Source organism: Kitasatospora sp. NPDC056327, assembly GCF_042261735.1.
Classification (GTDB): Bacteria; Actinomycetota; Actinomycetes; order Streptomycetales; family Streptomycetaceae; genus Kitasatospora.
The window spans coordinates 1-20659 of record NZ_JBHJRC010000018.1; the positions used below are offsets into that span (position 1 = coordinate 1).

A 20659-nucleotide genomic window follows, 5' to 3' on the forward strand; every position below is an offset into this window, starting at 1 on the left:
GGGGGGGGGGCGGCCCCCCCCCCCCCCGCCGCGGCCGAGCAGCCCCGGCAGGCTCCCGTGGAAGATTCCCCCGGAAACGGTCCGCACCGGCCGCCCGGCCGAAGCGGCCCACCCGGCGCGTTCCGCCCGACCGTCCGCACGCGTCCACCACGTCCCGCGCAGCGCGGAGTCGTACGCGGGCGGGCTGCTCGCCGCCGCCGCGGACACCGGCCGGCGCTGCACCCCCACCGTCCGGATCGACCCGGGGCGCCGGCGCACCGCACCCCGCCGAGGAGTGGCGGCTTCCGGAACGGGACGTCGGTGTCACGCCGGGGAGGCCGGCCGGTGGTGTTCCGCCGTGGCGCGGGCGGGTTCGGTGACGTACCGACCGGCGTCGACGTGGAGGTCCGGGAGCAGGGGCCGGGCGGCCGGCAGCTGCCGGCCGGACCGTTCGACGAGGGCCCCGCGCCGTCGGACCGGGACCGTGCGCGGGCCGCGGCAGCCGGCCGTGCAGGCGGGTTCGCCCAGGAGCACACGCCGCTCCTCCGCGCTCGCCCGCAGGAGGCCGGAGCCGTCGGCGGGCAGGACCTCGGCCGTGAACGGGCGGCGGCCGCCCCCGCCGACCGCCGCCACCACGTCCTCGCCGTCGGCCATCAGCCGCACCGTGCCGGCCCACCGCGGCCCCGGTGGCACTGCCTCGGCCTCAAGCCGGCTGACCGTCCGATCCACCTCCGGCACCTGCCCGCGTCCGCCACCGGCCGGGCGACGGCAGGTCGGCCGGTGTGACCGCCACGAGAAGCCGGGGTCCGAGGAACCGGTGGCCGGAGCCGGATCCCGACAGCGGGGTGGCGGACGTCGCCCTGCTGATCCCGGAGTGGCTCGGCGAACAGGGGATCAACGCCATGGTCCGGGTCGACGCCGAACGGGTCCGGGACCGCCGGCCGCCGTGGACGTCCGCCGCGAACGGCGGGCGGCCGGCGGCGCCGTTCGGGGCCGACGGCGCGACCGCCGCGCAGTGCACGGAGTCGGCGCCGAGGCTGCTGCGGGAGGCCGGGGTCGACGTCCCCGTCCGACGGCGGCCGGGCCGGGCCGGGCCGGACGGGATCAGGCCTCCGCTCGCGGGCTGACGGAGAGCGGCAGGCCGTCCGTGAGGGCGCGGGAGCGGTACTCGGGTGCGGGATGGATGTGCCAGCGGGTGGTGAGGGCGGCCAGGGCGGCGAGCAGTCCGGCCCAGACGAGGCCGTCCCCGACGCATCTGCGGTGACCGTCCCCGACGGGCAGGTCGGCCGCGCGCGGCAGGCCTCCCACTGGCCCGGTGTGCCACCGGTCGGGGGCGAAGCGCAGCGGGTCGGCGAACCGGGCGGGGTCACGGCGCAGGGGTGCGGAGCTGTAGAGCACGTCGGCGCCGCGCGGGATGTCGTGGCGGCCGATCCGCACGGTCTCCAGGGCGCGCCGGCCGGTCAGCCGGAGCGGCTGGTGGAGGCGCAGCACCTCCTGGACGAAGCTCGCCGTGTACGGCAGGTCCGCGGGGGCGGCGGCGCCCGGTCCGGCGGCGCGCGCCTCGCCGTGGACGCGGTCGGCCATCTCGCGGTGGCGGGCGAGCAGGTGGAGGGCCCAGGCGAGGGTGGTGGCCGTGGTCTCGACCCCGGTGACGAGGAAGGTGAGGAGCTCGTCGCACGCCTCCTCGTCGGACAGCCCGTCCTCGGCGGCGAGCATCAGCGCGAGCACACCCCCGTCCTCCGGGGTGCTCCGGGCCCGGCGGACCGCCGAGCCGGCGAGCCGACGGAGGGAGGCGGCCGAGTCCCGGAAGCCCCGTTGCGCCGGGAGCGGTGACCCAGGGGTCGCCGGGAGCGTCAGGGTGTCCCGCAGCACACCCCGCACGAGCGGGCCGGGATCGCTCCCGGCGCCGCCGCCCGGTTCCCCGGCGGCGGGGAAGAGGACGGGCACCAGCATCGCGGCGGCGAGGTCGCGCATCTCCCGCTCGGTGGCGATGGTGCGCCCCTGCTGCCAGCCGCCCGCCCACTCCCGCGCGACCGCCGCGAATGTTCCGCCGTACCCGGTCCCGTGCCCCCGATCGCGCTCCCGGTCCCGGTGGACCGTGGACGGCGCGGCGGTGTGCCGCCGGGGGCGGCCGTCGGGGGCGGCCCCGGGTGGCGCCGGCCCGCCGCGGGCGGCGGAGCCGGCGGGGCGGTCCGCGGAACCGGCGGCGGCCGGCCGGACGCCCCTGCCGAACTTGCCGCGCTGCGCGACCAGCACCTCGTGAACGGCCCCGGGGGCGTTGAGCAGATAGTAGGGGCGGCGTCCGAGCCGCATCTCGACGATGTCGCCGTGGGCCCGCAGCCCCTGCAGGAACAGCGCGCGTCCGCGCGCCAGCCCGAGCAGGTGCCCGAGCACCGGCACCGCCCCGGGCGCGAGCGGCACCACGGCCGCCGCCGTCCCGTGCCCCACCGACGTCCCTCCCCTTCCGTTTCCCCCCGGACCAGAACGTGTGCGAACACGCTATCCACGGCAACACCCCGACAACACAGCCGTTTCAGTCGATCACCGGCGCAAAATCCACCGTCCGCACACGGACTCCCGGCGCCGGGGCTGTGGCCCCGGTCTCAGATCGTCCGCGACACGACGTGGCGGCGGCGCGGCCGTGGGTGACGGCGGGCCGCGCCAAACGGTGAGTGCGCTCACAGGGATTCCGTCGCCACGACGCACGGTAGTGCTCACGCGTAGCGTGTCGACCGGCCGAGGACACGGCAGGTCAGCGGGTGTGGCGGGCGGCCTTCGAATCGACGGCGCGCGGGACGGCTACGACGCCGCGTCGTAGCGGAGGGGTCTTGGCGGCAGCCGATCCGGTCTGGCAACAATGGCTCTCGTCGCCGCCGCACCCGGTACCTGTCCCACCGGAGTGCGGTTCTTTCGAACGACTGCCGGTGCGCGCCCCGCGACCGTTTCGGCCCCTGTCCGGCCACGGTCCGGGCGGGGCGAACACCGGCCCAACCTGATTGAGGTCTTTCTCTTCATGCCCGCTTTCAAGCTTCGTATGCGCACCTCGGCCGCCGTTCTCGCCGGAGCCGCCGGTCTGACCGCCCTCGGCGCCGGCCTGGTGCCCGCCACCGCCTCCGCCGCGACCGCCTCGCCGCAGACGATCGCCGCGCAGATCGTGCCCGCCAACCAGCTCGCCGCGTTCAAGCAGATCATCTCCCACGAGTCCAGCTGGAACGTGACCGCGACCAACCCGTCCTCGGGCGCCTACGGCCTGGCGCAGGCGCTGCCGGGCTCCAAGATGGCGACGCACGGCACCGACTGGAAGACCAACCCGACCACCCAGATCCGCTGGGCGCTGGACTACATGAACGACCGCTACGGCAGCCCGAACGCCGCCTGGGCGTTCTGGCAGACCCACCACTGGTACTAAAGACCACCGCTGTGCCGCCGGGCCGACCGGTACCGGCAGCACCGCCACGTCTTCCCGACCAACTGTCCCCCCTCACCCCGGGGCCGGACAGGGACCTCCGGGGTGACCGTCGAGCCCGGCCGCGCGTGACCCGCGCGGCCGGGCCTTCGGGCGTTCCGCCCCGGTGGACACCGCTCGGATATATTCGGGCCGAGACGAAGTCCGCCACCGTTCGGGCCGCGCCCGGCCCCGCCCGAGGAGCATCCGGTGCCCCAGCCCCCGCACACCCCGGCGACCGCCACCACGCAGACCGTGGCGCAGGTCAACCAGACCGTCCTGCTGGAGGTGCTGCGCCGGCACGGGTCGCTGTCCCGGCAGCGGCTGGCGGCCGAGAGCGGGCTGTCCACCGCGACCGTGCACCGGCTGGTCGAGGTGCTGCGCACCGCGGGACTGGTGGTCGTCGAGGCCGAGCGGGCGCCGTCCAGCGGCGGCCGGCCGCCGCAGCTGATCCGCTACAACGCCGGGGCCCAGACGGTGCTCGCGGTGGCGATGCGCCCGCGCCGGATCATCGGCGTGGTCGCCGACCTGCACGGCGCGGTGCTGCACGAGGCCGAGCACCACTGGGCGGCCGGACTCGGCCCGGAGCGCACCCGCGAGCCGTCCGCCGAGGATCTCACCGGACCGCTGCTGGAGCTGGTCGACGGCCTGCGCGAGTGGGCCGGACGGCACGCGGGCGCGCCGCGGGCGCTGGTGGTCGGGGTGCCCGGAGTGGTCCGGGACCGGACCGGGCTGGTGGAGTTCGCCCCGGCGCTGGACTGGCCCGGCCTGCGGCTGCGCACCCTGCTGCACGAGCGGCTGGGCGTCCCGGTGGCGGTGGAGAGCAATGTCGACCTGGTCGCACTGGCCGTCCGGCACGGCGAGGCGGGCGCCGGGGTGAGCGACCTCGCCGCCGTGGTGGTCGGGATCGAGGTCGGCGCCGGGATCGTGCTGGACGGCCGGCTGCACCGCGGGCGGCTGGGCTCGGCGGGAGCGCTCGGGTACCTGATGGGCGACCGCCGGGCGCTGGACCGTCCGCTGGGGCGCACCGGCGACACCCAGGCGCGGATCGGGGACCACGCCGTCGACCGGCGGATCGCCGAGGCCGGGCTGACCGTGTCGGGCTCCTCCGCCGAGCGGGTCGCCGACCTGTTCCGGCTGGCCCGGGAGGGGGTGCCGGCGGCGGTGCGGCTGGTGGACGAGTTCACCGACGACCTGGCCCTGCTGGTGGCCAATCTGACCAGCGTCCTCGGCCCCGAACTGGTGGCGCTGGGCGGGCGGTTGCTCTGGGAGAGCGGCGGCGTGATGCTGCCCGCGATCGAGTCCCGGCTGCAGGGGCGGGTGCCGGTGCCGCCGCGGCTGATGATGGTGCACTCGACGACCACCGAGCTGGTGGGGGCCGCGGCGGCGGCCGTCCGGCTCGCCGACGGGGCCACCTTCATCACCCGCTGAGGAGCCGGCGCCGGCCACCGGGAGCCGGCACGCCGTCACCTCCCTCAGGGCCGCCGCCGTCGCCCCACGGGGCACCGGCGCGGAGAACACCCGAAGCTCACTATTTCTCAGTGTGATAGAAACTCCTCGTGGCCATTCGACCAAAGGAGTCCCGGATGTTCGCGGCCGCCTTCGCCATGGACCCGCTCCGGTTCCCCGACGTGTACGGCCCCGAGGCGCGCGCCCGGGTGCTGGCCCGCGCGGAGCTCGTCGGGGACCAGGCCGCGCCCGGCGGGGTCTGGGGCCCCGAGCGGCTCGCCGCCGAGCCCGACGCGCTGTGCGACGTCGAGGTGCTGTTCACCGGCTGGGGCGGACCGGTCCTCGACGCGGCGGCGCTGGCGCGGATGCCCCGGCTCGCCCTGGTGCTGTACGCGGCCGGGTCGGTGCGCCGGATCGCCACCGAGGAGTTCTGGACGGCCGGCCTGCCGATCGTCACCGCCGCCCACGCCAACGCCGTCCCGGTCGCCGAGTTCACCGTCGCGCAGATCGTCTACGCCCTCAAGGACGGCTGGCGCCACGTACTCGCCTCCCGTGCCGCCCGCGCCCCCGTCCGGGTCGGCCGGGCCCCCGGCGCGTACGGCGCCACCGTCGGCGTGCTGTCGCTCGGCGCCACCGGACGGCTGGTCTGCGAGCGCCTCGCCGGGTACGACCTGCGGGTGGTCGCGCACGACCCGTACGCCGAACCGCCGCCCGGGGTGCGCGCCGTCGGCCTGGAGGAACTCTTCGCCACCGCCGACGTGGTGAGCGTCCACACGCCGCTGGTGCCGGAGACCAGGGGACTGGTGGGCCGTCGGCTGCTCACCTCGATGAAGCCCGGCGCCACCCTGGTGAACACCGCGCGCGGCGCCGTCCTCGACGAGCCGGCGCTGCTCGCGGTGCTCGCCGAACGGCCCGACCTGTTCGCCGTGCTGGACGTCACCGACCCTGAACCGCCGGTGCCGGGCTCTCCGTTGTTCACCCTGCCGAACGTCGTGGTCACCCCGCACCTGGCGGGCAGCCAGGCGCTGGAGCGGCGGCGCCTCGGCGACCTGGTCGTCGGTGAGTTCGAGCGGTGGACACTCGGCGAGCCGCTGCGCTGGGCCCTGGACCGCCGCGCCTACGAACGGATGGCCTGACGTGAACGACCGGCACGACGTGGACACCCGTCGCGACACGACAGACCGCCGTGACCCGCACGACCGGGTCCCCGCACCGGCCCGCCGGCCCGACGTGCTGGTCGTCCTGACCGACCAGCAGACCGCCGACGCGATGGGCGCCGCCGGGAACCCGCACCTGGCCACCCCGCACATGGACGCACTGGCCGCCGCCGGCACCCGCTACCGCCAGGCGTACTGCGCCCAGCCGCTCTGCGCGCCGTCCCGGGCCAGCCTGCTCACCGGGCAACTGCCCAGCGCGCTCGGCGTCACCGGCAACGAGGCGCTCGCCGAGGACGGCGCGGCCCCGGAGCCGCTGCTGGGCCGGGTGTTCGCCGAGGCCGGGTACGACTGCGCCTACGGCGGCAAGTGGCACCTGCCCGAGCTCGACCTGCCCCCGGACCGCGGCTTCCGCCGGATCCACCCGGCCGGGGACGACGCCGGACTCGCCCGCGCCGCCGCCACCTACCTCCACCGGCCGCGCCCACGGCCGTTCCTGCTGGTGGTGTCCTTCCTCGAACCGCACGGCATCTGCGAGTGGGCCCGCGGCCAGGACCCGAGGACCGGCCCGCTGCCCGCCCCGCCGCCCGTCGCCCAGTGCCCGCCGCTGCCGGCCAACTTCCCGCCCGCCCCGTACGAGGCGCACCTGCCCCGGCTGGCGCAGCGCGCCTGGGCGCACACCCACCCCACCGGCGGGTGGCACGAGGACGACTGGCGGCGCTACCGGCAGGCGTACTACGCGCTGGTCGAACGGGTGGACGCCAACCTCGGCACCGTCCTGGCCGGGCTGCGCGAGCACGAGCGGTGGAGCGGCCGGGAGACCGTCGTGGTGTTCACCTCCGACCACGGCGACGGCGCCGGCGCGCACGGCTGGAACCAGAAGTGGGCGCTGTTCGAGGAGTCGGTGCGGGTGCCGTTCCTGGTGAGCGGGCCCGGCAGCACACCGGGCGGGGTCAGCGACCGGCTGGTCTCCACCGGCCCGGACCTGCTGCCCACGCTCTGCGACCTCGCCGGGATACCCGTGCCGCCCGGTCTCCCCGGGCGCAGCGTGCGCGCGCCGGAGCCGCGCGAGGAGCTGGTGGTGGAGACCCGCTGGGAGCTGCCCGGCTTCAACAACGCGCTCGGCCGGATGATCCGCGACGCGCGGTACAAGTACGTCTGCTACGCCTGGGGCGACCGGCGGGAGCAGCTCTTCGACCTCACCGGGGACCCGGGCGAGATGGTCAACCTGGCCGTGGACGCCCGGCACGGGGCGCTGCTCGACCGGTTCCGCGGACTGCTGGCCGCCCACTGCGCGGGCTCCGGCGACCCGTTCGCGCGCTTCGTGCCCGCCCCGGCCGGTCCGGCGCAGGCCTGACAGGGCGTCAGACCGATCCCTCGTCCAGACCGAGGAGTTCACGGGTGCGGCGGTACTTGACGGCGAGTCGCTCGGCCGTCGCCGGGTCCAGGCTCGCCAGGCGGGCCGGGTCGGAGTTGTGGGCGAGGTCGGCCCGCTTGACGAGGAGCGCGCCCGGGGTGGCCAGGATGCGCGCGGTGTACTCCTCCAGCGGCTCGCCCGGCCGCTTGGTGAGCGCGTCCACGATGGCCTTGGTGTCGGCACCGAGGGCGGCGCCGGCCAGCCACTCACGGGTCAGGGCGTCGTCCTCGATGGCGTCGTGCAGCCAGCCGGCCGCGACCTGCCCGGCGCTGCCGCCGCGCGCCGCCACCCCGTGGGCGACCGCCGCGAGGTGCTCGGCGTAGGGGTGTCCGTTCTTGTCGGTCTGCCCCGCGTGCGCGTTCCGGGCGATCCGCTCGACCTCGGCCAGGCTCAGGTGATCCACCCCGCCATGGTAGGGGCCGGTCCCGCCGGTCCGCGCGGGGACCTGCCGCCGGCGGCCGTTCGCACACCTGATTGACTTCCGCCGTCCCGCCGTCACAGTGTCACACCGTCCCGCCGTCCCGCCGGGTTCCCGCGGCGGCGGCCCGGCCCGCCGACGACCGTGCCGAGGAAGCCATGCCCAGCCTGCACCCGCTGCTGTCCGGTTTCGCCCCGATCTGGGCCCTGACCGGCGCCGGCTACCTGCTCGGCCGCAGCGGCCTGCTCGGCGAGCACGCCGAACAGGTGCTGAACCGGTTCGTCTTCCACGCCGCCATGCCCGCCGCGCTGTTCCTCCTGATCGGCCGCACACCGCTGGACCGGTTCGCCAACCCCTCCATGGTGGCGTTCACGGTGGGCACGGTGGTGGCGGGCGGCCTCGGGCTGCTCGCCGCGCACCGGCTGTTCGGCCGCGCCCTGCCGGAACGGACCCTCGGCGGGATGGCGGCCGGGTACGTCAACTCGGCCAACCTGGGCATACCGGTGGCCACCCAGGTGCTCGGCGACGCCTCCTTCGTCGGCCCGGTGGTGCTGTTCCAGATCCTGGTGGTCACCCCGGCGGTGCTGACCGTGCTGGACTCCGGCCGCGCCGGGCTGCGGGCCGCGCTCACCCTGCCGCTGCGCAACCCGATCCTGCTCGCGGTCGGGCTCGGCGCCGTGGTGTCGGCGACCGGGTGGCACCCGCCCGTCGAACTGAACCGCTCCTGCGAACTGCTCGGGGGCGCGGCCGTGCCCACCGCCCTGGTCGCCCTCGGCCTCTCGCTCCGCCACCCGCCCGCCGTCACCGGCGCCTCCCGCTCCCTGGAGGTCGGCACGGCGGTCGCGCTGAAGACCCTCGTCCAGCCGCTGACGGCCTGGGCGGTCGGCGCCCTGGTGCTCGGCCTGGCACCGCACCAACTGCTCACCGTAGTGCTGTTCTCGGCGCTGCCGACCGCCCAGAACGTCTTCACCTACGCGCGCGAGTACGGCCACGGGGCCGCCTTCGCCCGGGACACGGTGCTCGCCTCGACCCTGGTGTCGATGGCGACCCTGTCCCTGGTCGCCCGGGCGCTCGGCCCGGCCTGAGGAAAACCCCGTCGCGCCGCTCGCCGAAGCGGGCTAGAAAGGGCGGATGACCGACGCGAGCCCGCCGTTCCGCCCGATCATCCGCCCGCTGCGGGCCCACGAGTTCGACGCCTGGGCCCGGGTCCTCACCAACACCTACGGGGAGGACACCGACGAGCGGGAACTCGCCGCCGAGCGGGCCGTGCTCGACCTCGACCGCGCCCTGGCCGCCTTCGACGAGGACGGCGAGCCGATCGGTGGGGCCGCCGCCCACGTCCGCCGGCTGACCGTCCCCGGCGCGGAGGTCCCCGTCGCCGGCGTCACCTGGGTCGGCGTCTCCCCCACCCACCGCCGCCGGGGCGTCCTCACCGCCCTGATGCGCCGCCAGCTCGACGACCTGCACGAGCGCGGCACCGAACCGGTCGCCGCGCTGCGCGCCTCCGAGGCCGGCATCTACGGCCGCTACGGCTACGGCCCGGCCACCCGGGCCGCGCTGTTCGACGCCGACAAGCGCACCATGCGGCTGCGCCCCGGCACCGACCTCGGGCCCGGCACCGTCCGGCTGCTGGACGCGGCGCGCGCCCGCCCGCTGATCACCGCCGTCTACGACCGGGTCCGCCGCGAACGGACCGGCTGGCCGGACCGCACCGAGCCGTACTGGGACGCCCGGCTGCGGGACGACCCGGACTCCCGCGGCGGCGCGACCGCCCTGCGGTACGCCGTCCACCGCGACGCCGACGGCCGCCCCGACGGCTACGCGCTGTACCGGTTCGCGGAGGACGGCGAGCACAGCGCCGTCCGGGTCGTGGAGGTGGCGTCCGGATCGGCCCGGGCGTACGCCGCGCTCTGGGACCACCTCATCGGGATCGACCTCTTCTTCCGCCTGGAGTACGAGGGCGCGCCGGACGAACCGCTGCTCCACCTGCTCGCCGACCCGCGGCCCGCCCGGGTCGGCACGGTGGACCGGCTCTGGGTGCGGCTGGTGGACGTCGGCCCCGCGCTCGCCGCCCGCCGGTACGGCACGCCGCTGGACGTCGTCCTCGACGTCCGGGACGACTTCTGCCCGTGGAACACCGGGCGCCACCGGCTGACGGCCGACGGCGACGCGGTCTCCTGCGAACCCACCACCGCCCCGGCCGACCTGCGGCTGTCCGCCGCCGACCTGGGCGCGGCCTACCTCGGCGGCACCACCCTGGCGTCGCTCGCCGCCGCCGGGCGGGTGGCGGAGCTGCGCCCGGGGGCGCTGGCGGCGGCCGGCACGGCGTTCCGCGGCGCCCGGGAGCCGTTCTGCCCGGCCGGGAAGGCGTTCCCGGCGTACTGAGCACCGAGCCGCACCGGCGCCCCGGCCGCGGGCGGTGCCCCGCGGCCGGATCCGTTCACCCCTGCCGTTCACCCCTGCCGTGCACCCGTGCCGTCCGCCCCGGTGAGCGGGCGCCGTGCCGGCCGGCGCCCCGCCCCCGTCCGACGGTCGGCCGTCAGCGATCAGCCGTCAGCGGTCCCGGACGGCGATCAGCTCGCGGCCGCGCAGGGTGAAGAGCACGCCCGCGTCGTCGACGGCGAGCCGGGCGCCGCTGTACCACTCGGCGTCGACCTGGACGAGCACGGTGGCGGCCAGCGTCTCGGGGTCGAGCCGGAACAGCGTCTTCTCGCTGATCCCGTAGAGCCGCCCGCGGGCCACCAGCAGGCGCGGGTTGGCGGAGGTGATCGCCCGCAGGTCGGCCCTGGCCGCGATCACCGGCGGTCGCCCCGGCCGGGCGGTGCGCAGATCGACGGCGAAGGCCTGCCCGTTCACCGTGATGCCGAACAACCGGTGCCCGTGCACCTCCAGGCTGCTGATGCCGGAGCCGAGGCCGGTCGCGGTGCGCCACAGTTCGCGCCCGGCCACCGGGTCCCAGGCGGCCAGGTCGCCGCGCGGGCCGGTGGCCTTGGCGTTGTCGCCGCCGAGGAACGCCAGCCCGCGACCGGCCGCGACCGCCCGCACCAACTGCTCCGGCCCGAGCGGGTCGACGTGCACGGTGGGCTGCCCGCTGCCGGGCCGGTAGGTGACGAACGAGCCGCCGCCGGTGGTGTCCGCCTGCACGCCGAGCAGCAGCAGCCGGTGCTCGTCGTCCCAGCGGATGGTCTGGGGCCGGTTCTGGTCCTGCGGCAGCTTCGCCTCCTGGACCGGCGCGTCGTCGGCCCACGGCCGGTAGCGCCAGATCCCCTGCGAGGAGTAGACGCCCAGGTAGAGGGTGCCGTCGTCGAGGACCACGGTGTCCTTGGCCTCGCCGGGGACGGGAAGCTTGCGCAGCGTGCCGGCGTTCAGGTCGTGCAGCGCGACCGAGCCGTTGCCCCCGACGTAGACCCGGCCGTAGCGGGCCGCGACGGACATGCCGAGCTGCGCCTCCGCGGGCGCGCCCGCGCCGACCAGGTCGGTGGTGGTGACGGCGCCCGTGGTGGTGGAGAGGGTCCAGGCGGTACCGCCCTCGGTGACGCCGGCCAGGGTGTCGCCGATCCGGCCCAGGCCCCAGGAGTTGCCGTCCGGGACGGGCACCGCGAAGGCCTCCACGCTGTCGCCGCCCAGCCGGTGGCGCCAGACCGTGCCGTGCTCGGTGGAGGTGAACCAGACGGTGTCGCCGATGCGCTGGAAGTTGGTGATGCTCTTGGTACCGGGCACCTCGAAGGACCGCAGCACCGTGTGGGTGGCCGGGTCGAGGAAGGCGACGTGGGCCGGCCGGCCCTCGGTGGAGACGGCGAGCAGGTCGTCGCCGAGGGCGGTGATCTGGCGCACGATGGTGTCGGCGGCCAGCTCGGGCGGGGTGATGTCGGTGACCCGGCCGGTGGCCCGCTCGACCGCGAACAGCGAGGCCAGGGTGGCTCCGCCGCCGCCCGCGAGGTTGCTGCCGACGCCCAGGTAGGCGTGGGTCGCGGTGGCCTCGACGGCCCGGCCCTGGGTGGCGCCCGGCGCGGGTGAGGCGACCTCGGTGAGCACCCCGCTCGCCGGGTCGTAGGCGTACAGGCCGGGGCCGGCCGCCCGGCCCTTCTGCCGGCCGGTGGCGAAGACCGTGCCGTCGGGGGCGACCGCGACGTCCCGGACGTCGGCGCCGGGGACGTTGACCAGGCCGCGCACGCTGCCGTCGGCCGGGTCGAAGCGGTAGAGGTTCACGGCCTTCGGCGCGTCCGTCACACCCAGGAAGAGGGCGCCGTCGTGGGCGGCGGAGCCCTGCACGAAGTTGCCGGTGGGCAGGGTGGCGGCGCGGGTGACCCGGCCGGTCGGCACGTGGTAACCGACCACCCTGGCGGGGGCGAGGTTGCGCGAGCCGATCCAGAGCGTCTCGCCGATCAGGGTGGCGCTCATCAGCGGGAAGTCGGCGTTGCCCGGCCCGAGTCCGGTCACCTCGGGGGTGCCGGACGGGCGCGGGGCGGCCTGGGCGGGCCCGGCGCCGATCGCGGACAGGGTGGTCAGCGCGGTCACGGAGCCCGCGCCGAGCAGGAGTTGGCGGCGGGAGGGTCGGGCGGGCGGCGTCATGGTGCTCCTCGGGGCGCAGGGGACGGACGGGAACGGGGTGAGCGGGAACGGGACGGGCGGGGAACGGCCGGGCGCGGGAGGACCGGGCCGGGGACAGTCGGGGAGAGCCGGGGATCAGTGCTGTGCGGCGGCCAGCAGCTCGCGGGTGTACGGGTGCTCGGGCGCGCCGAACAGCCGCTCGGCGGGGGCCTGTTCGACCACCCGGCCGTGCCGCATCACCAGCACCTCGTCACAGAGGTGGCGGACCAGCGCGAGGTCGTGCGAGATGAACACCAGGCCGACGCCGGTGCGGCGGCGCAGGTCGATCAGCAGGTTGAGGATCTGCGCCTGCACGGAGACGTCCAGCGCCGAGGTGGGCTCGTCGGCCACCAGCACCTCGGGCCCGACGGCGAGCGCCCGGGCGATCGCCACCCGCTGGCGCTGGCCACCGGACAGCCGGTGCGGCAGCACGTCCAGCAACTCCGCAGGGAGGCCGACCAGTTCGCGCAGCTCGTCGATGCGCTCCAGCGGCAGTTTGTGGGTCAGCAGGGGCTCGGCGAGCGCCTCCCGGATCGTCATGCGCGGGCTCAGCGAGGCGTACGGATCCTGGAAGACGAACTGGACCCGGCGGCGCAGTGCGCGCTCCTGCGCCGGGCCGGCCTCGTCCCAGGAGCGGCCGCCGACCCGGACGGTGCCGGACTCCGGGCGGAGCAGCCCGAGCAGGGCGCGGGCGAGCGTCGACTTGCCGGAGCCGGACTCGCCGATCACACCGACCGCCCGGCCGCGCGCGGCGGTCAGGCCGACGCCGTCGAGCGCGGGCGCGCCCCGGCGGCGGCCGTAGCGGACGGTGAGGTTCTCGGCGACCAGCACCGGCTCGGCGGCCGGCTCCGCCGACGCCCCGGGCGCTCCGGACCCGTCGGGCTCCCCGGACTCCGCCCGCTCGGCCGACGCCACCGACGCCACGGACGCCACCGATCCCACCGGAACGCTCCCGGCCGCGGACCCCTCCCCCTCCGTCACCGGTACGTGGCAGGCGAACCCGCGCTCCCCCGCCGCCTCCCGTTGCTCCGCCCACCCGGGCGCCTCCTCCTCGCACCGCTGCGTGGCGGCGGCGCACCGCGGTGCGAACGCGCAGCCCGGCAGGGGTTCCCCGGCGACCGGCGGCCGGCCCCCGATCACGCTGAGCGGACGGCCGGGCGGGCCGTCCAGCCGGGGAACGGCGGCCAGCAGTCCCGCCGTGTAGCGGTGCCTCGGGGCGGCCAGCAGCCGCTTCACCGGGGCGCGTTCGGCGATCCGTCCGGCGTACATGACCTGGACCGTGTCGCAGGTGCGGGCGACCACGCCGAGGTCGTGGGTGATCAGCAGCACCGCGGTGCCGGTCTCGTCGCGGAGCCGGACGAGCAGGTCGAGGATGCCGGCCTGGGTGGTCGGGTCGAGGGCGGTGGTGGGTTCGTCGGCGATCAGCAGGTCGGGCCGGTTGGTCATCGCCATGGCGATCAGCACGCGCTGGCGCATGCCGCCGGAGAACTCGTGCGGGCGGTCGCGGTATCGGCGCTCCGGTTCGGGAATGCCGACCAGGTCGAGGAGTTCGAGCGCCCGGGCCCGGGCCGCGGCGCGGCTCGCGCCGTGCACCCGGGCGGCCTCGGCGAGCTGGCGGCCGATCGGCATCCGGGGGTTGAGGTAGGCCAGCGGGTCCTGGAAGACCATGCCGATCCGGCGGCCCCGGACGGCCCGCACGGCGGGTTCGGGCAGGGTGAGCAGGTCGGTGCCGTCCAGCCGGACGGTGCCGGCGGTGGTGCGGCAGCCGGGCGGCAGCATCCGGTTGACGGCGAGCGCGGTGAGCGTCTTGCCGGAGCCGGACTCGCCGACCAGGCCCAGGATCTCGCCGGGCCGCAGGGTGAAGTCGACGCCGTGCACCACCTGGTGGGGCCCTGCGGTGACACGCAGCCCGGCCACCTCCAGCAGGGGCGGGGCGGCGGGGGCGCCGGACGGGCCGGTGCGGACGGTCTCGGTCGGCGCGGTCACCGCAGCTTCTCCCGGTTGAACGAGTCGGCGAGCAGGGTCAGCCCGAAGACCAGCAGGCCCAGCAGCAGCACCGGCGCCAAGGCGTACCCGGGGTGCAGGAAGAGGTACTTGCTACCGGTGTTGATCATCGTGCCGAGCGAGGGGGTGGGCGGCTGGATGCCGAAGCCCAGCACGCTCAGCCCGCCCTCGATCTTGGCGGCGTGCGCCATCGCCACGGCGAGCAGCGCGGTGGCGGCGTCGGTGACGTTGGGCAGCACGTAGCGGCGCAGCGTGCGGGCGCGCGGCACGCCGAGCACCCGGGCGGCCACCACGTGGTCGCGGGCGAGCTGGGCGAGCAGGGCGGCCCGGGCCTGCCGGCCGAAGGCGGGCAGCGCGCTGAGCACGACGGTGACCACGACGCTGCCGAGCCCCGGCTTCACGATCAGCGCGATGGCCAGGCCGAGCAGCAGTCCGTGGAAGCCGAGCAGCAGGTCGAACAGCCGCTGGACGGCCTCGCCGAGCAGCCGGTTCAGCCCGCCGAGCAGGCCGAGCAGGGTGCCGAGCACGGCGGCCGCCGGGACGGCCAGCAGGCAGACCAGCAGCTCGATCCGGACCCCGTACAGCGCGCGGGCGAGCAGGTCGCGGCCCACCTCGTCGGTGCCGAGCGGGTGCTCCCAGGAGGGCCCGGCCAGTGCCTCGCGGCCCTGCTGGTAGGGGTCGGCGGACAGCAGCAGCGGTCCGAGCAGGCCGAGCAGCACCACCAGGGCGACCAGGACCGCCCCGGTCCGGCCGCGCCGGCCGCGCAGTGCGGCGGGCAGGGCGGGCCTGCGGCGTCCCCCGGCGGTGGGCGTGACGGTGGCGCTCATCGGGCCTCTCCGGTGCCGGCGCGGGCGATCCGCGGGTCCAGCCGGCCGACCAGCAGCTCGGAGCCGAGCTGCACGACGACGGCCACCGCGACCGCGAGCATGATCAGGGTCTGGGCGACGGGGTAGTCCCGCTGGTTGATCGCGTCCAGCAGCAGTTGGCCGAGGCCGTGCCGGGCGAACAGCTGCTCGGCGACGACGGCGCCGCCCAGCAGCTCGCCCAGGTTGAGCCCGAACTCGACGCAGAACGGCGCGAGGCTGTTGGGCACCACGTGCCGCAGCAGGATCCGCCGGGGCGGGGCCCCCTTGGCGATCGCGGTGAGCACGAACTCCTCCTGCCGGGTGCGCCTGATCTCGGTGGCGAGCAGCCGGGCCAGCACCACCGAACCCGGCAGGGCGAGCGCGACGGCGGGCAGCGCCAGGTACTGCACGGCGAGGTCCGGCGCCGTGAGGAGGTCCTTCTCGCCGCCGGCGGGCAGCACCCGCAGCAGCACGGCGAAGACGAAGACGAAGAGCACCGCCGTCACGTACACCGGCAGGGCGAGCACGGCGGTGGTGACCGGGTCGAGCAGGCGGGCGAGCCGGCCGCGCCGTTCGGCGGCCAGCGCGGCGCCCAGCAGCAGGCCGAGGACGAGCATCAGCAGACCGGCGGCGAGGGCCAGCTGGAGGGTGGAGCCCAGGCTCTGGCCGATCATCCGGGTGACCGGTTCGCGGTAGTGGAAGGAGAGGCCGGGGTCGCCGCCGAGCAGGCCGCCCAGCCAGGTGAGGTACTGGGCGGGCAGCGGCCGGTCCACCCCGAGCTGACGGCTGAGGTGGTCGCGCTGCTCCTGGTCGGCCTCGGCGCCGAGCGCGGCGGAGACCGGGTCGCCGGGGGCCAGGTGGAGCAGCAGGAAGACGGCCACCGAGGCGAGCCAGAGGGTGGCCAGCGCTCCGGCGGCCTTTCTGGTCCAGTACGGCACGGGGGTTCTCCGAGGGGGCGGGTCGGTGGTCGGACGCGGGGCCGCCCGCCGGGAGGCGGGCGGCCGGCGGCCGGGCCGGGGTGGGCGGCGGCCGGGCGGGGGTGGGGCGGGCTCAGCCGTCCCGGCGGGTGTCGGTCAGCTTCAGGTAGCCCAGCGCGCTGGTGGACACGTCCCGCACCGAGGAGGCGAAGGCGTAGGTCTCCCAGGCGTGCGCGAGCGTGATGTGGAAGGACTGCGCCAGCAGGTACTCGGAGAGCTCGTGGTTGACGTCCGCCCGGCTCTGGTCGTCGGTGGCGGCGAAGGCCCGGGCCTGGAGCTCGGCGTACGCCGGGTCGGTGACGTGCGAGGTGTTCCGGCCGACCTGGAGCGGCCCGGAGACCGTGATCCCGCTGAGCGGCGAGACGCTGACCATGCCGTGGTTGGCGATGAACAGGCCCTCCAGCGTGCCCTGCTGGATCTTCGGCTGGACGGCCGCGTTGTCCAGCAGCTGCACGTCGACGCCGAACCCGGCCTGCTCCAGGTCGTACTTCACCAGCTCGACGAGCGAGCTGAAGATCGGCGAGTTGGCGGCGGTGAGCGGCACCCGGGCGCCCTCCGCGCCGGCCTCGCGCAGCAGCCCGCGGGCCTTCTCGGGGTCGTGCCGGTAGCGGGTGACCTGGTCCGGGGTGACGCCGGGGGTGTTGGACGGCCAGGGCAGGCTGCTGGCCTCGGCGTGGCCGCCGTAGACCTGGGCGACGATCCGCTCGCGGTCCACCGCGTGCTGCAGCGCCTGGCGGACCCGGATGTCGTCGAAGGGCTTCGACGCGACGTTCACGCCGAGGAAGGCCTGCTGGTAGGAGGCCTTGGCGGACTGCACGGTGAAGCCGGGGTTGCCCGTGAGCACCTTGAGGTCGCGGCCGGGGACGGCACCGATCAGGTGCCCCTGACCGGACTGCAGGGCGGACAGCGCGGCCTGGCTGCTCGTCACCGACCGGACGGTGATCCGTTCGAAGCGCGGCCGTCCGCTCTGCCAGTACCGCTCGTGGCGGGCGAGGTCCAGCTGGTTGCCGCCCTTGAAGGACTGCCAGGTGAACGGGCCGGTGCCGTTGACGGTGTCGCTCGCCCGGCCCTCGACGTACGTCCGGGCGTCCACCACCGGGTTGAAGGCGAGCGCGTCGAACAGGTTGCTGGTGGGCTTGGCGAGGGTGAGGGTGACCTCGTTGCGCGCGCTGGCCCGCACGTCGGCGAGGCGCTCCAGCAGCGGCTTGACCTGCGAGGACTTGGTGGCGCCGACCAGCGAGAAGACGACGTCGTCGGCCTCCAGCGCGCGGCCGTCGTGGAAGGTGACGTCCTCGCGCAGCTTGAGCACCAGCTTCAGGCGGTCGGCGCTCCACTCCCAGGAGGTGGCCAGCCAGGGCACCGGCCGGAGGGTCGTCGGGTCGAGGTCGACCAGCCGGTCCAGGACGAGGTTGACGAACGCCGGGGTGTCCGGGCCGCGGTGGAGCAGCTGGGTCGGGTCGGGCGCGCTGCCGTACACGATCTGCAGGTCCGGCGCGGAGGGCGCGGCGGTGCCGCCGGGAGCGGCGCCCGCGTCCGGGTCGGTGGCCGAGCGGCAGCCCGCCGCCAGCAGGGCCGCGCCGGCGGTCAGGCCGAGGAAGCCCCGTCGGGGCAGGCCGAGGGTACGGGCCGCTTCGCTCATGGTGCTGCTACCTCTTGGGGGTTCGGGGTTTCGGTGGGCGCCGGGGCGCCCCGGCCGGGGGGGGTGAACCCGGCCGGGGCGGGCGGCTCAGTACTTGGTGACGGCGACGCTGTCGCTGTAGAGCACCACGTCGGGGCCGCCGGTCGGGTAGGGGATGCCCTTGGCCGGGTTCCAGTTGGCGCGGTAGATCCCGGTCTTGAAGTACGGGGCCTGGTTCTGGTGGTAGTTGTTGAGCCCGCTGTGCGCGCCGACCTGGACGCCGTCGCGCAGGACCGTGATCGAGCCGGGCGTGGTGGCGGTGGACCAGGTGATGTCGAAGGCCCACTGGTTCCAGTGCCCGAACTGCACGGCGCCCAGCGGGACGACGGCCTCGGCGACGGTCGTCGGGCCGGTCAGCCAGTGCACCTTGAGCCGCCAGTTGCCGTCCTTGACGGTGAGCGCGATCGGCGGCTTGGTGTCGCTGCCGTCGGAGAGCGGGTAGCCGTGCCACTGGGCGACGATGGTCTCGGTGGAGGTCTGCACCCAGTCGGCGGGCAGGTAGTCGGCGAGGGCGAAGCGGTAGCTGCCCCAGCCGAGGGCGTTGACGGCCACCTCGGAGCGGTAGGACTGGCCGTCGTTGGGCACGCTGAAGCGGGCGGCGAGGCCGGAGCCGCCGGCGGGGGCGCCGGCGACGGTGATGCTGCCGTTGCCGTCGACGCGCTGGCGGGTCCAGTTGGCGACGGTGCCGGACTCGAAGTCGTCGGCGAAGACGGTGGTGCCCGCGGTGGCGGTCGTGCCCGCGGTGGCGGTGCTCACGGCCGTGCCGGAGCCCGCGACGGCCGCCGGGGCGGCGAGGGTCCCGGTCAGCAGGGCGGCGGCGAGCGCGGTGCCGGCGGCGCGGCGTGCGGTGGTGGTGACGGCGGACATGGCGGGTGCTCCTCGTGGATGCGGTGCGGGTACTGGGGACGGGACGGGTTCGGGGGCGGTGACCGGGGCGGCCGGCCGACGACGGTTGCCAGGCGTCAGCCGGCCCGTCGACAGGAGGCCGCCGCCGGCCCGCCCTCCGTTCCCTCGCCCGTTCCCGCGCCGCCGGCGGCGTGCCCGACCCAGGTGGGGCTGGACCACGCCCACTGGTCGTTCAGCTGCCGGACCCGCACGTGGTAGAAGTCGCCGTCGCCGCCGGGCCGTTCGTCGACCAGGTCGAGCTCGGCGGTGAGCTCCCGCCCGGGCACCGCCCGGTCGAAGCGGAAGGCGCCCGAGACGAACCCGCCGGTGAAGCCGGTGCGCGGGCCCTCGCGCAGTTCGCCGACCGCGTACCCGGTCTCGACGCCGTTGACGACCGCCGTCAGCCTGGTCCGGTCGTCGCCGGTCACGGCCAGCGAGAAGCCCTGGGTGGCATCGGTCGCGGTGTTCGGGTTGCCCTCGGTCACGGTCCGCAGCCGCAGCTCCCCCGGACCGGTGCGCTCCCAGTCGGACGGCCGGTAGGTGGCGGGCTCGGCCTCGGCCGGGGCCACCGTCTCGGAGCCGCGCAACCGGGGCTGCACGTCGCGCAGTTCGCCGCCCTCGACGCGCAGGGTGACGTCCCAGCGGACGGCCGCCTCGCGCCGCCCCCAGCCGACCGCGAAGCCGAGCGTGCCGTCGAAGCCGGCCCGGCCGCCCGCGGCGGCGAGGAGTTCGGGCCGCGAGACGCGGTGGATCGGCACGCCGTTGCGGACCACCTCGACGTGGTCGAGGGCGTCCCGGCCGCGCACGGTGACCCGGATCCGGCGGCGGTCGGCGGAGGGCGCCCCGCCGCCCATCGGCACGCCGTTCACCGAGGCCGCGAGCAGGATCCGGTCGCCGGTGATCGCATAGGTGCGGCGCGCCTGGATCGCGTCCCAGATCCCCGGGCGGGTCAGCTCGGGCGCCCAGACGGCGAGCCGGCCGTGCCCGTGGCTGCCGGGGAAGGCGCTGTGGTGGTCGGTGGAGCCGATCAGCCCGAACCGGTGGCCGAGCCGCAGTCCGTGCACGGCGGTGCCCGCGGTGTCGCGCGGCCCCATGGTGTGCAGGTAGGTGCGCGGCGCCTCGTCCGACTCGGCGCACCCGTGCATCGACATCATCTCCACCACCGGGGCGAACTCCTCGGTGTAGGAGGCCCAGTCGATGCCGCGCCGCCCGGTGCCGTACCCGATGTGGTGCGGGATCGCCCACGTCCGGACGCCCTCGGCGGCGAGCTCGCGCAGCCGGGCGCGCAGCCCCTCCAGGTCGGCGGCCCGGATGATCTCGCCGCGCGGGCCGTCGAAGTACACGCAGTGGTCGCCGTACGCGAGGCTGTGCCACTCGAAGGACTGGAAGGTGACGAAGCGGCCGTCCTCGTGCGCGGCGGCGGTGACCTCCTGGACGTGCTCCCAGCGATCGGCGAGCCGGGCGAAGCCCTCGGTGTGGTAGTCGACCAGGCCGGCCAGCTCGGGGGTGCGCTCGGGCAGGTCGTGCCACCAGCCGTGGCCGGTGACGCTGGCGAAGTCGAGCTGGAGGCGCGCGTTGGCGTAGGCGTCCTCGACGGGGCCGTGGCCGTAGCTGATCCCGCAGTGGTTGTGGATGTCGCCGACGTAGAGGCCGAGACCGCCGTAGCCGGGTGCGTCGGTGGTGGGGGCTGTCATCGGGATCGGGCTTCCTCTGTTTGATCGACTCTGAGAAGAAGTCTTTCCCGATCTTGGGAAGTGGGTCAAGGCCGGGCCGGTCGGCGTTGCCCGATCGCCACAGGAGGAAACATACGATTCATAG

General features: G+C 76.0%; 17 protein-coding genes. 7 read left to right on the forward strand and 10 right to left on the reverse strand.

The features are described from left to right. Positions 1–303 precede the first annotated feature (303 nt). A complete protein-coding gene (locus tag ACFCX4_RS04765) occupies positions 304–633 on the reverse strand; it encodes a hypothetical protein (protein ID WP_376138994.1) in 330 nt (109 codons plus the stop codon). A 128-nt stretch (positions 634–761) separates the two neighbouring features. Here ACFCX4_RS04765 and ACFCX4_RS04770 point away from each other — a divergent pair, with 128 nt between their 5' ends. Then, positions 762–1106, forward strand: coding sequence for a hypothetical protein (locus ACFCX4_RS04770; protein ID WP_376138995.1), 345 nt, complete (start codon positions 762–764; stop codon positions 1104–1106). Here the strand turns inward: ACFCX4_RS04770 and ACFCX4_RS04775 are convergent. Next, a complete protein-coding gene (locus tag ACFCX4_RS04775) occupies positions 1084–2427 on the reverse strand; it encodes a cytochrome P450 (protein WP_376138996.1) in 1344 nt (447 codons plus the stop codon). The genes ACFCX4_RS04770 and ACFCX4_RS04775 overlap by 23 nt on opposite strands. Before the next feature lie 565 nt (positions 2428–2992). On the opposite strand from ACFCX4_RS04775, the gene ACFCX4_RS04780 reads away from it, so the two are divergent. From ACFCX4_RS04780 to ACFCX4_RS04795, 4 genes are all read left to right on the forward strand, one after another. Continuing rightward, positions 2993–3388, forward strand: coding sequence for a transglycosylase SLT domain-containing protein (locus ACFCX4_RS04780; RefSeq protein WP_376138997.1), 396 nt, complete (start codon positions 2993–2995; stop codon positions 3386–3388). Between the two features lie 246 nt (positions 3389–3634). Beyond that, positions 3635–4855, forward strand: a complete 1221-nt coding sequence (locus tag ACFCX4_RS04785; RefSeq protein ID WP_376138998.1) for an ROK family transcriptional regulator — start codon at positions 3635–3637, stop codon at positions 4853–4855. A 128-nt stretch (positions 4856–4983) separates the two neighbouring features. Then, a complete protein-coding gene (locus ACFCX4_RS04790) occupies positions 4984–6009 on the forward strand; it encodes a hydroxyacid dehydrogenase (RefSeq protein WP_376138999.1) in 1026 nt (341 codons plus the stop codon). A gap of 1 nt (position 6010) precedes the next feature. After that, positions 6011–7384 carry a sulfatase gene (locus ACFCX4_RS04795; protein ID WP_376139000.1) on the forward strand — a complete coding sequence of 458 codons (1374 nt, stop codon included), beginning with the start codon at positions 6011–6013 and terminating at the stop codon, positions 7382–7384. A 7-nt stretch (positions 7385–7391) separates the two neighbouring features. Here the strand turns inward: ACFCX4_RS04795 and ACFCX4_RS04800 are convergent, their stop codons facing one another. Further along, positions 7392–7847: an HD domain-containing protein gene (locus tag ACFCX4_RS04800; protein ID WP_376139001.1), complete on the reverse strand. Its 456-nt coding sequence runs from the start codon at positions 7845–7847 to the stop codon at positions 7392–7394. 173 nt (positions 7848–8020) lie between these two features. On the opposite strand from ACFCX4_RS04800, the gene ACFCX4_RS04805 reads away from it, so the two are divergent. Next, positions 8021–8947 (forward strand): AEC family transporter, encoded by a 927-nt coding sequence (locus ACFCX4_RS04805; RefSeq protein ID WP_376139002.1) that lies wholly within the window; start codon positions 8021–8023, stop codon positions 8945–8947. Between the two features lie 46 nt (positions 8948–8993). Beyond that, a complete protein-coding gene (locus ACFCX4_RS04810; protein WP_376139003.1) occupies positions 8994–10247 on the forward strand; it encodes a GNAT family N-acetyltransferase in 1254 nt (417 codons plus the stop codon). Between the two features lie 168 nt (positions 10248–10415). On the opposite strand, the gene ACFCX4_RS04815 is transcribed toward ACFCX4_RS04810, so the two are convergent. From ACFCX4_RS04815 to ACFCX4_RS04845, 7 genes are all read right to left on the reverse strand, one after another. After that, entirely contained in the window at positions 10416–12434 is a 2019-nt protein-coding gene (locus tag ACFCX4_RS04815) for a PQQ-binding-like beta-propeller repeat protein (protein ID WP_376139004.1), read from the reverse strand. Between the two features lie 114 nt (positions 12435–12548). Further along, positions 12549–14438: a dipeptide ABC transporter ATP-binding protein gene (locus ACFCX4_RS04820; RefSeq protein ID WP_376139005.1), complete on the reverse strand. Its 1890-nt coding sequence runs from the start codon at positions 14436–14438 to the stop codon at positions 12549–12551. Beyond that, positions 14435–15283 (reverse strand): ABC transporter permease, encoded by an 849-nt coding sequence (locus ACFCX4_RS04825; protein ID WP_376139006.1) that lies wholly within the window; start codon positions 15281–15283, stop codon positions 14435–14437. The genes ACFCX4_RS04820 and ACFCX4_RS04825 overlap by 4 nt, the downstream gene beginning before the upstream one ends. Further along, positions 15280–16239, reverse strand: coding sequence for an ABC transporter permease (locus tag ACFCX4_RS04830; RefSeq protein ID WP_376139007.1), 960 nt, complete (start codon positions 16237–16239; stop codon positions 15280–15282). The genes ACFCX4_RS04825 and ACFCX4_RS04830 overlap by 4 nt, the downstream gene beginning before the upstream one ends. A gap of 112 nt (positions 16240–16351) precedes the next feature. After that, positions 16352–17917, reverse strand: a complete 1566-nt coding sequence (locus ACFCX4_RS04835) for an ABC transporter substrate-binding protein (protein WP_376139008.1) — start codon at positions 17915–17917, stop codon at positions 16352–16354. 87 nt (positions 17918–18004) lie between these two features. Then, positions 18005–18823: a polysaccharide lyase gene (locus ACFCX4_RS04840; RefSeq protein WP_376139009.1), complete on the reverse strand. Its 819-nt coding sequence runs from the start codon at positions 18821–18823 to the stop codon at positions 18005–18007. A 95-nt stretch (positions 18824–18918) separates the two neighbouring features. Then, positions 18919–20535: a DUF3604 domain-containing protein gene (locus ACFCX4_RS04845; protein WP_376139010.1), complete on the reverse strand. Its 1617-nt coding sequence runs from the start codon at positions 20533–20535 to the stop codon at positions 18919–18921. Positions 20536–20659: the final 124 nt, after the last annotated feature.

Bases quoted from the DNA above. Each gene is read 5' to 3' on its own strand.
- ACFCX4_RS04815 (WP_376139004.1), bottom strand. From the start codon at position 12,434: ATGACGCCGCCCGCCCGACCCTCCCGCCGCCAACTCCTGCTCGGCGCG.
- ACFCX4_RS04765 (WP_376138994.1), bottom strand. From the start codon at position 633: ATGGCCGACGGCGAGGACGTGGTGGCGGCGGTCGGCGGGGGCGGCCGC.
- ACFCX4_RS04780 (WP_376138997.1), top strand. From the start codon at position 2,993: ATGCCCGCTTTCAAGCTTCGTATGCGCACCTCGGCCGCCGTTCTCGCC.
- ACFCX4_RS04825 (WP_376139006.1), bottom strand. From the start codon at position 15,283: ATGAGCGCCACCGTCACGCCCACCGCCGGGGGACGCCGCAGGCCCGCC.
- ACFCX4_RS04840 (WP_376139009.1), bottom strand. From the start codon at position 18,823: ATGTCCGCCGTCACCACCACCGCACGCCGCGCCGCCGGCACCGCGCTC.
- ACFCX4_RS04810 (WP_376139003.1), top strand. From the start codon at position 8,994: ATGACCGACGCGAGCCCGCCGTTCCGCCCGATCATCCGCCCGCTGCGG.
- ACFCX4_RS04845 (WP_376139010.1), bottom strand. From the start codon at position 20,535: ATGACAGCCCCCACCACCGACGCACCCGGCTACGGCGGTCTCGGCCTC.
- ACFCX4_RS04835 (WP_376139008.1), bottom strand. From the start codon at position 17,917: ATGAGCGAAGCGGCCCGTACCCTCGGCCTGCCCCGACGGGGCTTCCTC.
- ACFCX4_RS04805 (WP_376139002.1), top strand. From the start codon at position 8,021: ATGCCCAGCCTGCACCCGCTGCTGTCCGGTTTCGCCCCGATCTGGGCC.